Consider the following 15,896-nt stretch of genomic DNA (forward strand, 5'->3'; position numbering starts at 1 on the left):
ACAGCCTCTTTGTTGGCGGCACTCGCGCCTCCCAGTTACATAGTGAACTATGCTCCTGGGGATGTTCTCGCTTGCCGCCTCGATGCTGCGCGAAATATTTTGTGTACGTTTCATTGTAAGTAAGTTCAGTGTAGACTTGTAAACCTAAATGTTTTCAAAATGGTTTACAAGTCGCTTATGACACTGGACGATCTCGCTTTCGATCGGCGCCACATCTGGCACCCCTACACCTCTATGACTTCCCCCCTGCCGGTCTACCCGGTGGTGTCCGCCCACGGTTGCGAGCTGTCCCTCGCCGGCGGCGAACAGTTGGTTGACGGTATGTCTTCCTGGTGGGCGGCGATCCACGGCTACAATCACCCACGCCTCAATGCGGCGCTGAAGGGGCAAATTGACCAAATGTCGCACGTCATGTTCGGCGGGATCACCCATCCGCCGGCAGTAGCGCTATGCCGTCAGCTGGTGGCGATGACCCCGGCCTCGCTGGAGTGCGTTTTCCTCGCCGACTCCGGTTCAGTGGCGGTAGAGGTGGCGATGAAAATGGCGCTGCAGTACTGGCAGGCTAAAGGCGAACCACGTCGTCGTTTTCTGACCTTCCGCAACGGCTATCACGGGGATACCTTCGGAGCGATGTCGGTCTGCGATCCGCAGAACTCGATGCACAGCCTGTGGCAGGGCTACCTGCCGGATAATCTTTTCGCCCCCGCGCCGCAAAGCCGCTTCGACGGCGAGTGGGACGAGATGGATATGGTGCCGTTTGCCCGCCTGATGGCCGCGCATCGTCATGAAATCGCCGCGGTGATCCTCGAACCTATCGTCCAGGGGGCGGGCGGCATGCGGATGTACCATCCGGAGTGGCTGAAGCGGGTGCGTAAAATGTGCGACCGGGAAGGGATACTGCTGATCGCCGATGAGATTGCCACCGGCTTTGGCCGCACCGGCAAGCTGTTCGCTTGTGAACACGCCGGGATTACCGCCGACATTCTGTGTCTGGGCAAAGCGCTGACCGGCGGCACCATGACCCTTTCCGCCGCCATCACTACCCGAACGGTTGCTGAAACCATTAGCAATGGCGAAGCCGGTTGCTTTATGCACGGCCCCACCTTTATGGGCAATCCGCTGGCCTGCGCGGTGGCCGGCGAAAGCCTGCGCCTGCTGGAGAGCGGCGAATGGCAGCCGCAGGTGGCGGCGATTGAAGCCCAGCTGCAGGCCGAGCTGGCCCCGGCGCGGGGATCTGCGCTGGTCGCGGACGTCCGCGTGCTGGGCGCTATTGGCGTGGTTGAAACCCGTCGCCCGGTCAACATGGCCGCCCTGCAGCGCTTTTTCGTCGAGCAGGGAGTCTGGATCCGTCCGTTTGGCCGGCTGATTTATCTGATGCCGCCGTACATCATCACGCCCGAGCAGCTGACCCGCCTGACCCGTGCGGTCAACCAGGCAGTGCAGGACGAAACATTTTTTAGCGAATAAATAGCGGAATTGCGTCGTCGGGAAGGCTACACTTCTTTGTTAATCAGCGCATTATCAATGAGGATGAAGCATGAAACTGATCAGTCACGATCTCCAGGACGGCGGTAAGCTGCCTAATCGTCACGTCTTCAACGGCATGGGCTACGATGGCGACAATATTTCGCCGCATCTGATGTGGGATGATGTGCCCGCGGGAACCAAAAGCTTTGTGGTGACCTGCTACGATCCGGATGCGCCGACCGGCTCCGGCTGGTGGCACTGGGTGGTCGCTAACCTGCCGGCCGATACCCGCGTCCTGCCGCAAGGGGCCGGTTCCGGTCAGGCGGAGCTGCCGGAAGAGGCCGTTCAGACCCGCACCGATTTTGGTAAGGCAGGCTACGGCGGCGCGGCGCCGCCGAAGGGCGAAACCCACCGCTATATCTTCACCGTCCACGCCCTGGACGTCGAGAAAATTGAGGTGGATGCTGAGGCCAGCGGCGCGATGGTCGGCTTTAACGTCCATTTCCATTCCCTCGCCAGCGCCTCCATCACCGCCCTGTTCAGTTAATCTTCCCCCCGGATAGCGGCTTGCGCCTTATCCGGGGTACCCGCGGCGCCATTTGTTTTTCGGGTGGCGCTGCGCTTACCCGACCTACACTACCCCCACGCCCATGCTAGCGCAGCGCCGCCGGGCGATTGCCGCGGGCACGGAGCCGCTTTTATGCCGGGCGGCGGCTGACGCCTTGCCCGGCCTACGGTGCTATTGCGCGGTTATTTTGCCGGGTGGCGGCTGACGCCTTACCCGGCCTACGGGGTCCAGACCCAGTATGTGAATCGCCGCCGAACACGGGGCCGCTGAAACTGCCGGGGCTGGCGGCCTCAACATCGCTGAGACGTTCCCGGAAGGCCGGGGCAGCCCGCATGGATGCGGGCTGAGGGCCGTGTTTTGCAAGGACGCTGCCTCGGCCCGACCCGAAGCCTGCAGGGATAAGTCGAAGGCACCACGCAGTGGCGATGTTGCTGGCCGAAGCCCGGGGGTACAGGGGGCGGCGGCGACTGGCCGCCCCCTGTGCGCTCCCTGCGCCATGAGTAACATAACGTAGAAGACATTTCGGGAGCGCAATGTGCTCGGAATTAATACAAAACAACTGTTTTTACCGGATTAAAACCGTTACAAGCCGATAGCAGTATCTACAATACCCCCAGGCCCGCGCAAGCGCAGCGCCGCCGGGCGATTGCCGCGGGCACGGAGCCGCTTTTATGCCGGGCGGCGGCTGACGCCTTACCCGGCCTACGGTCCGTGCCATTTGTAGCCCCGGTAAGCGCAGCGCCACCGGGGAAATTGATCTTACTGTTCAGTGGCTACCTGCAGCGCCGTTTTACGCACCCGCGCATACCACACCACCGTCAGCAGCCCGAGCCAGACCAGGCCGGCGATCAGCGCCATCCGCGTTTCGGCAAACATCCCTAATACGGCGATGACCAGCCCCATAAACAGCAGCGTCAACAGCGGCGCAACCGGCCAGAACGGAATGGGAAAGGCGATCTGGCTGCGCTCTTCGGCAGACAAACCGCGGCGCATGGCAAAATGGGATAGCAGAATCATCAGCCACACCCATACCGTGGCGAATGCCGCCAGCGAAGCAATTAGCACAAATACCTGCTCGGGGATCAGATAGTTCAATACCACCGCCGCCAGCAGCGCGCCGCCCATGACCACCACCGTCATCCAGGGCACACCGTTGCTGGCGATGCGCTGGAAGCTTTTCGGCGCCAGCCCCTCTTTCGACATGCCGTACATCATGCGTCCGGCGCCAAAAATATCGCTGTTAATCGCCGAGATGCTGGCGCTGATCACAATGATGTTAAGGATGGTCGCCGCCGCCGGGATCCCCAGACCGTCGAAAATAAGCACAAACGGACTCCCCTGTTCGCCAAAGCTGTTCCACGGGAAGATCGCCATCAGCACCGCCAGGGTGCAGACGTAGAACAGGATAATGCGCAGCGGAATGGTATTGATGGCCTGCGGGATCACCTTCTTCGGATCCTTCGCTTCTGCGGCGGTGACGCCGATAATCTCCACCCCGCCGAAGGCGAACATCACGATGCCAAGCGAGGCGATAACGCCCTGCCAGCCGTTAGGGGCAAAGCCGCCGTGGCTCCAGAGGTTTTCCAGCCCGGTGGCTGGGAAGCTGTGGCCAAAGCCAAAGAAGATGATCCCCGCCCCCGCCAGCATCATGGCGATAATCGCCACCACCTTCACCAGAGACAGCCAGAACTCCATCTCGCCAAATACCCGCACGTTGCACAGGTTCATCGCGCCGATAAAGAAAATGATGCTGAGGATCCAGATCCAGCGCGGCACATCGGGGTACCACAATCCCATATAGATGCCGAAGGCGGTGACGTCGGCCAGGGCGACGATCACCATTTCAAAGGTGTAGGTCCAGCCGGTAATAAACCCGGCCAGCGGCCCGAGATACTGGCGGGCATAGCTGCCGAAGGAGCCGGAAACCGGGTTGCGCACCGCCATCTCGCCCAGCGCGCGCATGACGATAAACACCGCCGCGCCGCCAATCAGATAGGCCAGCAGCACCGCCGGGCCCGCCGCTTTGATGGCTGAGGCCGAGCCATAGAACAGCCCGGTGCCGATAGCGGAGCCGAGCGCAATAAACCGAATGTGTCGGGCATTGAGCCCGCGCAGCAGATGTGGCTTGTGTTGTTGTTGCATATACAGGTGTCCTGATTTTTTTATATGACGACAAATATGCGGTGTAGGGCGGTCGGGGGAATGACTTCCCCCGACGCGGGTACAGAGAACAACGGTGATTAATGCAGTACGGCAGGCAGCAGACGCGTCAGGTGACGGGCCGCCAGAAGCGCAATGGCGTTATCGATATCCGGGGCGAAGTAGCGATCCTGCGTATAGTGCGGCACGCGTTCGCGCAGCAAGTGACGCGCCTCTTCCAGCAGCGGACTGGTGGTCAGTCCTTCGCGCATATCCAGCCCCTGCGCCGCCGCCAGCCACTCAACGGCCAACACCCCGCGGGTGTTCTCGGCCATCGCCCACAGGCGGCGACCGGCCGCCGGCGCCATCGAGACGTGGTCTTCCTGGTTGGCAGAGGTGGGCAGGCTGTCAACGCTATGCGGGTGCGACAGCGCTTTGTTTTCACTGGCTAAGGCCGCCGCCGTGACCTGGGCAATCATAAACCCGGAGTTGACGCCGCCATTTTTGACGAGGAACGGCGGCAGCTGCGACATATGGCTGTCCATCATCAGCGCGATGCGGCGCTCGGAGAGCGAGCCGATTTCGGCGATCGCCAGCGCGATATTATCCGCGGCCATCGCCACCGGTTCGGCATGGAAGTTACCGCCGGAGATGACGTCATTTTCGGCGGCAAAGACCAGCGGGTTATCGGAGACCGCGTTGGCTTCAGCCAGCAGCACCTCAGCCGCCTGGCGGATCTGCGTCAGGCAGGCGCCCATCACCTGCGGCTGGCAGCGCAGGGAGTACGGGTCCTGCACCTTGCTGCAGTTATGGTGCGACTGCGAGATCGCGCTATCTTCGGTCAGCAGGTGGCGATACAACGCCGCCGCATCAATCTGCCCGCGCTGGCCGCGCACTTCATGGATGCGCGCATCAAACGGACGACGTGAGCCCAGCGCCGCTTCGGTGGTTAACGCCCCGCAGACGACCGCGGAGGCGAACAGATCCTCGGCTTCGAACAGACCGCGCAGGGCAAAAGCGGTCGAGGCCTGGGTGCCGTTGAGTAGCGCCAGCCCCTCTTTCGCCGCCAGGGTAATCGGCTCCAGCCCCACCTGACGCAGCGCTTCGGTGGCCGGCAGCCAGTCGCCGCCGCGTACCCGCGCTTTACCTTCTCCGAGCAGGGTCAACGACATATGCGCCAGCGGCGCGAGGTCGCCGGAAGCGCCGACGGAGCCTTTGGCCGGGATCCACGGCGTCACGCCGGCATTCACCAGGCCAATCAGCGCCTGGATCACGCTCAGGCGGATCCCGGAGAAACCGCGGGACAGGCTGTTAATCTTCAGCACCATAATCAGCCGCGCCAGATCATCGTCCAGCGGCTCGCCAACGCCCGCCGCATGGGACAGCACCAGCGAACGCTGCAGGTTCTCCAGATCTTCCGTCGAGATACGGGTCTGCGCCAGCAGGCCAAAACCGGTGTTGATGCCGTAGGCGGTCCGCCCTTCGGCAAGGATGGCGTTGACGCAGGCCACGCTCTCGTCAATGGCGGCAAACGCGCCGCTGTCGAGGGTAATATTTACCGGGTGGCTGTAAACGTCGCGGAGCTGCGACAGGCTGAGTTGACCCGGGATCAAAGTTAAAGATTTCATTTAGCGTTCCCCTGCGTTGCCGCCACCATCGGAAGATTCAGACCCTGTTCCGCCGCGCATTCAATGGCAATCTCATACCCCGCGTCGGCATGACGCATCACGCCGGTGGCCGGGTCGTTGCGCAGGACGCGGGCGATACGCGCCGCCGCTTCATCGGTACCATCGCAGACTATAACCATCCCGGAGTGTTGCGAGAAGCCCATGCCTACCCCGCCGCCGTGGTGCAGCGACACCCAGGTCGCGCCGCTGGCGGTATTGAGCAGGGCGTTGAGCAGCGGCCAGTCGGAGACCGCATCAGAACCATCGCGCATCGCTTCGGTTTCGCGGTTCGGGCTGGCGACGGAGCCGGAGTCAAGGTGATCCCGGCCAATGACGATCGGCGCGGAGACTTCGCCGCTGCGCACCATTTCGTTAAACGCCAGACCGAGCTTTTGCCGCCACTCCAGACCGACCCAGCAGATACGCGCCGGCAGTCCCTGGAAGCTGATGCGCTCGCGCGCCATATCCAGCCAGTGGTGCAGATGCTGATCATCTTTAATGATCTCTTTCACTTTCGCGTCGGTTTTGTAGATATCCTGCGGATCGCCGGACAGCGCTACCCAGCGGAACGGGCCGATACCGCGGCAGAACAGCGGGCGGATATAGGCCGGCACAAAGCCCGGGAAATCGAAGGCGTTGCTGACGCCCACTTCCTGCGCCATCTGGCGGATGTTGTTGCCGTAGTCGAAGGTTGGGACCCCCATCTCATGGAAGGCCAGCATCGCCTGCACGTGATCGGCCATCGAGCGTTTCGCCGCCAGAATAGTGCCCTGCGGGTCGGATTCGGCTTTCTGCTGATACTCTTCCCAGCTCCAGCCTTTCGGCAGATAGCCATGCAGCGGGTCGTGGGCGCTGGTCTGGTCGGTGACCATATCCGGGCGCACGCCGCGCTTCACCAGCTCCGGTACGATCTCCGCGGCGTTGCCGCACAGCGCGATAGAGATGGCCCGCCCTTCGGCGGTGTATTTTTTGATGCGCGCCAGGGCGTCATCCAGCGAGGTGGCTTGCTCATCCACGTAGCGGGTACGCAGACGGAAATCGATGCGGCTCTGCTGACATTCGATATTCAGCGAGCAGGCGCCGGCCAGCGTCGCGGCCAGCGGCTGCGCGCCGCCCATGCCGCCCAGACCGGCGGTTAATACCCAGCGGCCTTTCAGGCTGCCCTGGTAGTGCTGGCGACCGGCTTCGACGAAGGTTTCGTAGGTACCCTGCACGATGCCCTGGCTGCCGATGTAGATCCAGCTGCCGGCGGTCATCTGGCCGTACATCGCCAGCCCTTTGGCATCCAGCTCGTTAAAGTGTTCCCAGGTGGCCCAGTGCGGGACCAGGTTGGAGTTGGCGATCAGCACGCGCGGTGAGTTTTCATGGGTTTTGAATACGCCCACCGGCTTCCCGGACTGCACCAGCAGGGTTTCATCGCTTTCCAGGTTCTTCAGCGCCTTCACGATAGCGTCATAGCATTCCCAGTTGCGCGCTGCGCGACCAATACCGCCATAGACCACCAGCTCGTGCGGGTTTTCGGCGACATCGGGATCAAGATTATTCATTAACATACGCAGCGGGGCTTCGGTCAGCCAGCTCTTCGCGGTCAGCGTCGTGCCTCTTGGCGCACGGACGTCCAGCTGGCGATATTTGCTTTGCGACATCGGGGTTTCTCCTGACAATAAACGTTGTTTACGTAGATACATATACTTGTCTATACAAGCATGCGCAAGCCAGGATTTAACAGAAATGATACAATTTTGTTATATTGCGTCAGCAATCACGTTTTGCTGACGCCAGCGTGGATCAGGAGCCAAAGCGCCCCTGCAGACGATATCGGCTACCGGGGAACAGCAGGCGCGCGTGGGAGACGATGTGGGTTGTCGACCAGGTGCGACGACGGATCAGCAGGCACGGATCGTGGGCGTGAATATGCAGCAGCGCGCACTCTTCCGCCGTGGCCTGCACCGCTTCAACAATATGTTCACCTTCGGTTAACGGCGCGATCAGCGACAGGTAATCATGGGGCGTGGTGGCGGTGTAGTCCTGATGCAGATAGTCCGGTACCACTGCGGCATTGACGCAGCGATCTTCGATTTGCACCGGCACCTCGTTTTCGTAATGCACCATCAGCGAGTGAAAGATGCGGGTGCCTTCCGGGACGCTGAGCGCCGTCGCCTGAATATGATCCGCCCGGGTCTCCTCAAGCAGGAGTACCTCACAGCGGTGCTGATGGTGACGGGCGACAATTTCTGCGGCAATACTGCGCACCTCGAACAGCGCCGACTGCCCTTTCGGCTCGGCGACAAAGGTTCCCACCCCTTGCAACCTGACCAGCAGGCCTTCGTCCGTCAGCTCGCGCAGCGCGCGATTGATGGTCATCCGGCTGAAGCCGAACTGGGCCACCAGCTCAGCTTCCGACGGGATACGGTCATGCGGTCGCCAGACGCCGCTGTGGATCTTTTCGCTGATCGCCTGCTTCACCTTTTCATAGAAAGGCGCGGGCGCGGAACGAGGTTGTTGTGCAAACATGGCCTGGCTTTCCTTATGCGTAATAAGCGGAGCGGCGAAACGAAAATAATAGCGCGGATCGCTAGCGCCACCAATGGGCGATTTGCCATGCCACACGGGCCGCCGCGCGAGCGCCCTGACCGTCAATGTCAAACAGCGGGTTAAACTCCACCAGATCCACCGCCTGCAGCTTACCGCTGCGGCACAGCGGCTCAACGATGCGCAGCAGCGTGCCCAGCGGCACGCCCAGCGCCGCCGGGGCCGACACCGCCGGCATTTCTCGCGCCGGCAGCACGTCGAGATCGATAGTCAGATACAGGCGGTCGAATTGCGCGATATTGCGCTCAAGCTCCGGCAACACGCGAGTTTCGAAGGCTGTCAGCACCTCCAGATCTTCAACGATAGCCACCTGGCGGCGCGCCGCTTCATCCCATAGCGCCTGGGTGTTCGCCGCCCGGCTAACCCCGATGCAGGTATAGTGAAAACCGCGCTGCTGCGCGTCACACTCCAGCGCCAACTGGCGGAACGGCGTCCCGGAGCTGGCGCAGTCGGCAAAGCGCAGATCCAGATGCGCATCGAGATTAATAATGCCCACTTTTTCGCCTGGGAAGGCATCCAGTACCCCAGCGCCGTGGCCGAAGGCCGTCTCGTGGCCGCCGCCCAGGACCAGCGTGCGTTTACCCGCCCGCTGACAGTCGGCCACCGCCTCGCGCAGCGCCTGATGCGCGGCTTCTAACTGCTCGCCGTCGACGCTGATGGTGCCCATATCCACGCAGCGGTCATGACCCTGATGGCTGGCCATATTGGCCAACGCCCGGCGCAGGGTCGCCGGGCCGTCCGCTGCCCCGGTACGCCCCTTGTTACGCCGGACCCCTTCGTCACAGGCGAAGCCGAGCAGCGCGATATCGCCGGGCATCTCCTGCGGCGCGAAGCGTTCCGCGCGGGCGATGGTCTGGAACAGGCGCAGCGCATTGGGCGCTTCCGCGCTGTCGTCGCGTCCCTGCCAGAGACTGGCTGGCGTAGCTTGCCACAGCATCATTGCAATTCTCCTTGAACAACGCGATGCCAGAGCGGACTGCGCCCCGGCTCATACACCATCTCGACGGGATGCTCAGCATCCCAGATGGCGAAGTTAGCGACAAAGCCCGGCGCCAGCTGGCCGTGGCTGGCCTGGCGCCCCAGCGCCCGCGCGGCATGGCGCGTCACCCCGGCCCACGCCTCCTCCGGCGTCAGGCCAAACTTGACGCAGGCCATGTTCATCGCCAGATGCAGGCTGGCGAAGGGGCTGGTGCCGGGGTTGAAATCGGTCGCCACCGCCATCGGCACCTGGTACTTGCGCAGCAGCTCGACCGGCGGTTTACGGGTTTCATTAAGGAAGTAGAACGCGCCGGGGAGCAGGGCTGCCACGGTGCCGCTTTCGCGCATCGCCGCCACGCCCTCTTCCGTCAGATACTCGATATGGTCGGCGGAAAGCCCATGATAGCGGCTCACCAGCTGCGCGCCGCCCAGCGACGAGAGCTGCTCAACGTGGCCTTTTACCGGAATGCACAGCGCCTGCGCCGCCTGAAAGACGCGCTCAGTTTGCTGCGGGCTGAAGCCGACGTTTTCGCAGAAGACGTCAACGCTTTCAAACAGTCCCTCCTGCCACAGCGTCGGCAAAATGGTCTCGCAGACCAGCGTAATATAGCCGTCAGCATCGCCTTGATATTCCGGCGGCGTGGCGTGGGCGGAGAGCAGCGTCGCCGACAGTTCCACGCCATTATGATCGGCCAGTTGTCGGGCGACCCGCAGCATTTTGCGTTCGTTTGGCAGGTCGAGGCCGTAGCCGGATTTGATCTCCAGGGTGGTCACCCCTTCACGCAGCAGGCGTTCCAGACGCGGCTGGGCCAGCGCCAGTAGTTCAGCTTCGCTGCTGTCGCACGTGGCGCGCACGGTGGAGTTAATGCCGCCGCCGCTGGCGCTGATGGTTTGATACGACACGCCGTTCAGCCGCTGCTCCCACTCCTGGGCCCGGCTGCCGCCGAAGACGAGATGGGTGTGGCAGTCGATTAATCCCGGCGTTACCAACCGGCCTTCAAGATCGATACTGCGCCCGCTGGGGACGTCATCTTCGGCGACAATCGCCGCGATGCAGCCGTCGCGCACCAGCAGCGCATGGCGCTCCAGCAGGCCGTAAGGTTGAGCGTGATCGGGGTTCAGGGTGGCGAGACGCCCGTTTCGCCAGATAACGAGTTCGGAAGTGGCTTCAGTCATAGCGCTTAACTTGTCATGGGTTGTATAGACATTTATTTTCATAACGCCGGTAAAGTCAACAATAGCGCAGGGAAATGTTATTTTTTTGTGACTAAAGACCATCCGGCAGGGCTGCGCGTTGCGTAAAGACGGTAAGTTTTTCCGTCCACGTCTTCCCGTTTCGTTCAAGTTAGTATAAAACAGCAGGTTTTAAAGGACTTATACCCTGGCGTCTCAGCCGGGGTATTTCACTACGCTTAATTTTGCCCGGAGCAACATGAACACATATTCCGTTTCCCGTCTGGCGCTGGCGCTGGCCTTCGGCGTGACGCTGTCCGCCTGTAGCTCGACGCCTGCCGATCAACAGCCCTCAACGCAGACTGCACCGGGCACTACCGCGCGTCCCATACTCAACGCCGAAGAAGCGAAAAACTTCACGCCGGCGGCCTATTTCCAGTCGCTGGCTCCCAACGCCGCCGCCTGGACGCCGTCTGCTATCAGCCTGCCGGCGCAGCCTGACTTTATCGTCGGCCCTGCGGGAACCCAGGGCGTAACCCATACCACCATTCAGGCGGCGGTGGATGCGGCAATTGCCCGTCACTCTAACCGTCGTCTGTATATCGCGATTATGCCGGGCGAGTACCCGGGAACCGTCTACGTTCCGGCGGCGCCGGGCGCCCTGACCCTGTATGGTACTGGCGATAAGCCAATCGACGTGAAAATCAGCGAAGCCATTGATTCCGAGATGGATCGCAACACCTGGCGTCGTCTGGTCAATCCAGGCGGTAAATATATGCCGGGTAAACCGGCGTGGTATATGTTCGACAGTTGCCAAAGCAAATCCGCGGCGACCGTCGGCGTAATGTGTTCCGCAGTCTTCTGGTCACAGAATAATGGTCTGCAGCTGCAGAACCTGACCATCGCCAACAACCTCGGCGACAGCGTTGACGCCGGTACCCACCAGGCGGTGGCATTGCGCAGCGATGGCGACCAGGTGCAGATCAATAAGGTCAATATTCTTGGCCGTCAAAACACCTTCTTCGTGACCAACAGCGGCGTGCAAAACCGTCTGCAGGACAACCGTCAGACCCGCACCCTGGTGACCAACAGCTACATTGAAGGCGATGTGGATATCGTTTCCGGCCGCGGCGCGGTGGTGTTTGATAACACCGATTTCCGCGTGGTGAACTCCCGTACCCAGAAAGAGGCCTACGTCTTCGCGCCGGCTACTCTGAAGAGCGTGACCTACGGCTTCCTGGCGACCAACAGCCGCTTCACCGCCTCCGGGGATAACGTCGCGCAGCTCGGCCGCGCGCTGGACGTCGATGGCAACAGCAACGGCCAGGTGGTGATCCGCGACAGCGCTATCAATGAAGGCTTTAATATTGCCCAGCCGTGGGCGGCGGCGGTAGGCTCCGGCCGCCCGTTCAGCGGCAACACCGGCAGCGCCGATGACAAAGGCAATCTGCAGCGCAACCTCAACGACAACGGCTTCAACCGCATGTGGGAGTACAATAACCGCGGCGTGGGAAGCACCGTGGTCGCCGAGCCGAAACAGTAAAGCGCAACAAGCGTGAACCATAATAAAAGAGAGGGCGATGCCCTCTCTCAAACTGCTGACAACGTGCAATCTTCAGGAATTGCCCGGCGGCGCTGCGCTTGCGCGGGCCTACAGATAACTGCATAACGGTTTGATATTGAAGTCTTTCGTAGGCCGGGTAAGGCGAAAGCCGCCACCCGGCAGAAATGCGAGCACAATGACGAAACAGGTTTGTCGTCAGCCAGAGAGGGGGCATGCCCCCTCTTTTCTTTTTCGTTCAGCGCTTCACGCCGTCAGGCGGAACGCCATTTGCGGGTCAGCGGTTTTTCCAGTTCCACGATCAGGAACATGGCGAAGCCGATGATAAAGGTGATCACCCAGTAGCGGAACGGCAGCCCGGTGGTGCCGAACAGCATCTGCATAAAAGGCGCGTAGATAATCAGCAGCTGCAGCAGCAGCAGTACGCCGCTGACGATCCAGATCCCTTTGTTGGCCAGCAGACCTTTGGTTAACGAGAATCCATCCGATACGCGGCAGTTCAGCATATAGAACCACTGGGCGGTGACCAGAGTCTGCAACAGCACGGTACGGATAAACTCCGGCGAATAGCCGCGCGGCTGCAGCCAGGCTTCGAGAATAAAGGCGCTGACCGCAATCATTGACCCCACAAACGCTACGCGCCAGATGGCAAAGCCGTCCATCACGTGAATTTTCGGATCGCGCGGCGGCCGCCGCATAATATTTTTCTCACCGGCTTCAAACGCCAGGCCAAACGACAGCGTGGCGGAGGTAGCCATGTTCATCCACAGGATCAACACCGGCGTGAGCGGCAGTACGTTGCCCGCCAGCAGCGCGATCACGATCAGTAACCCCTGGGCAAGGTTGGTCGGCATGACGAAGAGAATGGTTTTCTTCAGGTTGTCATACACCCGGCGCCCCTCGCGGACTGCGCTGGCGATGGTGGCGAAGTTATCATCGGTCAGCACCATATCGGCGGCCTCCTTGGTCACCTCGGTCCCCTTGATCCCCATCGCCACGCCGACGTCAGCCTGCTTCAACGCCGGGGCATCGTTCACCCCATCGCCGGTCATTCCGACAATTTCTTTCTTACTCTGCAGAGCCTGCACCAGGCGGAACTTATCTTCCGGGCTGGTGCGGGCGAAGATATCAAACTGCTGCGCGGCTACGCTCAGCTGCGCGTCGTCCATCACCTCCAGCTCACGTCCGGTAATGGCATTTCCCGCATTGCCAATCCCCAGCATCTTGCCGATGCTCATCGCCGTTTGCGGGTGGTCGCCGGTGATCATCTTCACGCGGATCCCGGCCTGCAGGCAGTCGGCAATCGCCGTGATGGCCTCCGGACGCGGCGGATCCATCATCCCGGCGACCCCTAGCAAAATCACCCCTTGCTGCAGATCCTGATGGGTCAGTTCGGTCTGGCCTGCGGCAGCCGGCTTCCAGGCTGCGGCCACCATCCGTAGCCCTTCCCGGGCGTACTCTTCAATTTTGCCTTCCCAGTACGGGAGATCCAGCGGCTGCAATCCGCTGTCGCTCTGCTGATACTGGCACAGGCGGAACAGGACATCCGGCGCGCCAGTGACCAGCACTACCTCCTCTTCACCCAGCCGGTAGAGGGTCGACATGTATTTATATTGCGAATCAAAAGGAATTTTACTGCGCAGTTCGCTGGTCAGCGGCGGCAGAGTGACCTTCGCCGCCAGCACCTTCAGCGCCCCCTCGGTCGGGCCGCCGGTGATTTTCCACAGCCCGCTCTCCTCTTTGATAAGCTGGCTGTCGTTACACAGATCGATGGTGCGCAGATAGCGCTCGAACAGCGAGCCGGGCGCGATCGTGACCGGCGTCGGATCGTCAATGGCGTGGATCTTACCGACCGGCTCATAACTATCCCCTTCCACCCGATAGACGCTGTCGGCAGTGATCACCGCCTTCACCGTCATTTCGTTCATGGTCAGGGTCCCGGTTTTATCCGAGCAGATAACCGTCATCGCGCCGAGGGTTTCCACCGTCGGCAGCTTGCGGATAATCGCTTTCTGACGGGCCATCGCCTGTACGCCGAGCGACAGAATAATCGAGATAATCGCCGGCAACCCTTCGGGGACCGATGCCACCGCGAGGCTAATCAACGACAGCATCAGTTCGGAGACCGGCATATCGCGGAACAGCAGGCTAAAGACGAACAGCGCCGCCATCATCACCAGAATAAGGATAAAGATGGCTTTGCCCAGCTTGTCTATTTGCACCAGCAGCGGCGTGCGGTGTTTCTCAATGCCCGCCATCATTTGGTTGATATGGCCCAGCTCGGTATCGCCGCCGGTGGCCACCACGATCCCTTTTCCCGCCCCTGAGCTAACGGTGGTCCCGGAAAACAACAGGTTGCTGCGATCGCCGAGCGGTAAATCGCCGCTTAGCGGCTCGGTGGTTTTTTCCACCACCGTCGACTCGCCGGTGAGGATCGCCTCTTCCACCCGCAGGTTGTGCGCCTCAATCACCCGTAGATCGGCGGGGATACGGTCGCCGGCGCGGATCACCACGATATCCCCAGGTACCAGCGAGGTGGTGGGGATGGTTTCATGGTTGCCCTGACGGATCGCCACCGCCTCGCTGGACAGCATATTGCGGATACTCTGCAGCGATTTTTCCGCATTACTCTCCTGAATGAAGCCGATCAGCGCATTGACCACCGCCACGGCGAGGATCACCGCCATGTCGATCCAATGGCCCATCACCGCCTTGAGCAACGCTGCCGCCAGCAGGACGTAGATCAGCACATCGTTAAAATGCGCAATAAAACGCAGCCAGGCGGGTTTACCCGGCTTCTGCGGCAGGGCGTTTTCGCCATACTGCTGCAGGCGCGTAGCCGCCTCTGTTCCGCTAATCCCTTCCGGCGAACTCTGCACGCTGGCGAGAGTCTCCTCGACGGAGCGCTGATAATAGGGCGCCCCCGGTTTATCTGTATTCATACTCTTTCCCTCGATTTCTGAAGCGGAAGTCAGGGCGACATCCCGCCATCATCAGCGCACAACGAACACTGGTACATGGGCATAGCGCACGATATTGGCCGCTTCCGAGCCCAGCAGATGAGTCTGGATCCCCGGATTGCGCGAACCGACAATCACCACATCCGCTTTCAGCTCATCGGCCAGGGCAATCACTTGATCGCGAACATTGCCACTGCGCACATAAAGATGGCTGGCGTCTTCCGCAAGCCCATTTTTCTTCACCAGCTCGCTCAGCTTTTCCTTAGCGGTATTAAGCAAATGGTCTTCCATCTTTCGGGCATCAGAGATAAATCCGCGGGTTAATACAGGAGAAAAGGCCGGAATAACATGGATAAGATGAATTTGCCCGGCAGAATGTTGGGCGAGGAATTTCGCATGAGAGAGCGCTTTGTCGGCCAGGCCCGCATCAAACACGTCAACGGGAACAACGATATTTTTATACATGAGATAATCCTTTTATTACCAATACAATGCGTAGTGATGAATAGCCCCTTACTTGGGGAGGAACGAAATCTCAACAACAGAAGCGGCGAGCGGAATAGATGTTATTAAACGTAGCACAGGAAAATTAACATTAGAAAATAGCGGATTAATAGACTGAAAAATATTATAAAAACCGCATATTCCCTGCGGATCTCCTGCGCTTTCCCCTCAATGCCGCCAACGCTCGCGGCATTCTCTTTTTTAACACTTCATATTTTCTCCGACTATGCTGATTACAAGCAGGCATGCCGCTCCGAATGTCCGGTGGTCACAGTGGGGGCCGAATT

Annotated in this window: 11 protein-coding genes; 3 read left to right on the plus strand and 8 right to left on the minus strand. The window is 60.6% G+C overall.

The window, feature by feature from the left end:
• Positions 1–177: 177 nt before the first annotated feature.
• Entirely contained in the window at positions 178–1,467 is a 1,290-nt protein-coding gene (bioA, locus tag KHQ26_RS11520; protein WP_004215317.1) for an adenosylmethionine--8-amino-7-oxononanoate transaminase, read from the plus strand.
• Positions 1,468–1,537: 70 nt separating this feature from the next.
• On the plus strand, positions 1,538–2,014 hold the full coding sequence (locus tag KHQ26_RS11525) for a kinase inhibitor (RefSeq protein ID WP_002895575.1): 477 nt from the start codon (positions 1,538–1,540) through the stop codon (positions 2,012–2,014).
• Between the two features lie 780 nt (positions 2,015–2,794).
• Here KHQ26_RS11525 and KHQ26_RS11530 read toward each other — a convergent pair.
• From KHQ26_RS11530 to hutI, 6 genes are all read right to left on the minus strand, one after another.
• Entirely contained in the window at positions 2,795–4,177 is a 1,383-nt protein-coding gene (locus tag KHQ26_RS11530; RefSeq protein WP_004147672.1) for an amino acid permease, read from the minus strand.
• 98 nt (positions 4,178–4,275) lie between these two features.
• Positions 4,276–5,802, minus strand: coding sequence for a histidine ammonia-lyase (gene hutH / locus KHQ26_RS11535; RefSeq protein WP_020804491.1), 1,527 nt, complete (start codon positions 5,800–5,802; stop codon positions 4,276–4,278).
• The gene (gene hutU / locus KHQ26_RS26040; protein WP_012068474.1) at positions 5,799–7,487 is read right to left on the minus strand and encodes a urocanate hydratase; all 1,689 of its coding nucleotides are present in this window, start codon (positions 7,485–7,487) and stop codon (positions 5,799–5,801) included. The genes hutH and hutU overlap by 4 nt, the downstream gene beginning before the upstream one ends.
• A gap of 142 nt (positions 7,488–7,629) precedes the next feature.
• Positions 7,630–8,355 carry a histidine utilization repressor gene (locus KHQ26_RS11550; RefSeq protein WP_002895358.1) on the minus strand — a complete coding sequence of 242 codons (726 nt, stop codon included), beginning with the start codon at positions 8,353–8,355 and terminating at the stop codon, positions 7,630–7,632.
• A 61-nt stretch (positions 8,356–8,416) separates the two neighbouring features.
• The gene (gene hutG, locus KHQ26_RS11555; RefSeq protein ID WP_020804490.1) at positions 8,417–9,373 is read right to left on the minus strand and encodes a formimidoylglutamase; all 957 of its coding nucleotides are present in this window, start codon (positions 9,371–9,373) and stop codon (positions 8,417–8,419) included.
• Positions 9,370–10,689 (minus strand): imidazolonepropionase, encoded by a 1,320-nt coding sequence (gene hutI, locus KHQ26_RS11560; RefSeq protein WP_074183008.1) that lies wholly within the window; start codon positions 10,687–10,689, stop codon positions 9,370–9,372. Before hutI ends, hutG begins: the two co-directional genes overlap by 4 nt.
• 154 nt (positions 10,690–10,843) lie before the next feature.
• Between hutI and KHQ26_RS11565 the strand changes: the two genes are divergently transcribed.
• On the plus strand, positions 10,844–12,127 hold the full coding sequence (locus KHQ26_RS11565) for a putative acyl-CoA thioester hydrolase (protein ID WP_004142122.1): 1,284 nt from the start codon (positions 10,844–10,846) through the stop codon (positions 12,125–12,127).
• A gap of 272 nt (positions 12,128–12,399) precedes the next feature.
• On the opposite strand, the gene KHQ26_RS11570 is transcribed toward KHQ26_RS11565, so the two are convergent.
• The gene (locus KHQ26_RS11570) at positions 12,400–15,087 is read right to left on the minus strand and encodes a cation-transporting P-type ATPase (RefSeq protein ID WP_064162709.1); all 2,688 of its coding nucleotides are present in this window, start codon (positions 15,085–15,087) and stop codon (positions 12,400–12,402) included.
• Positions 15,088–15,138: 51 nt separating this feature from the next.
• Positions 15,139–15,570 carry a universal stress protein gene (locus tag KHQ26_RS11575; RefSeq protein ID WP_004183465.1) on the minus strand — a complete coding sequence of 144 codons (432 nt, stop codon included), beginning with the start codon at positions 15,568–15,570 and terminating at the stop codon, positions 15,139–15,141.
• Positions 15,571–15,896: the final 326 nt, after the last annotated feature.

The sequence above is a fragment of the Klebsiella sp. 10 genome, from assembly GCF_018223925.1.
GTDB classification, from domain to species: Bacteria; Pseudomonadota; Gammaproteobacteria; order Enterobacterales; family Enterobacteriaceae; genus Klebsiella; species Klebsiella pneumoniae.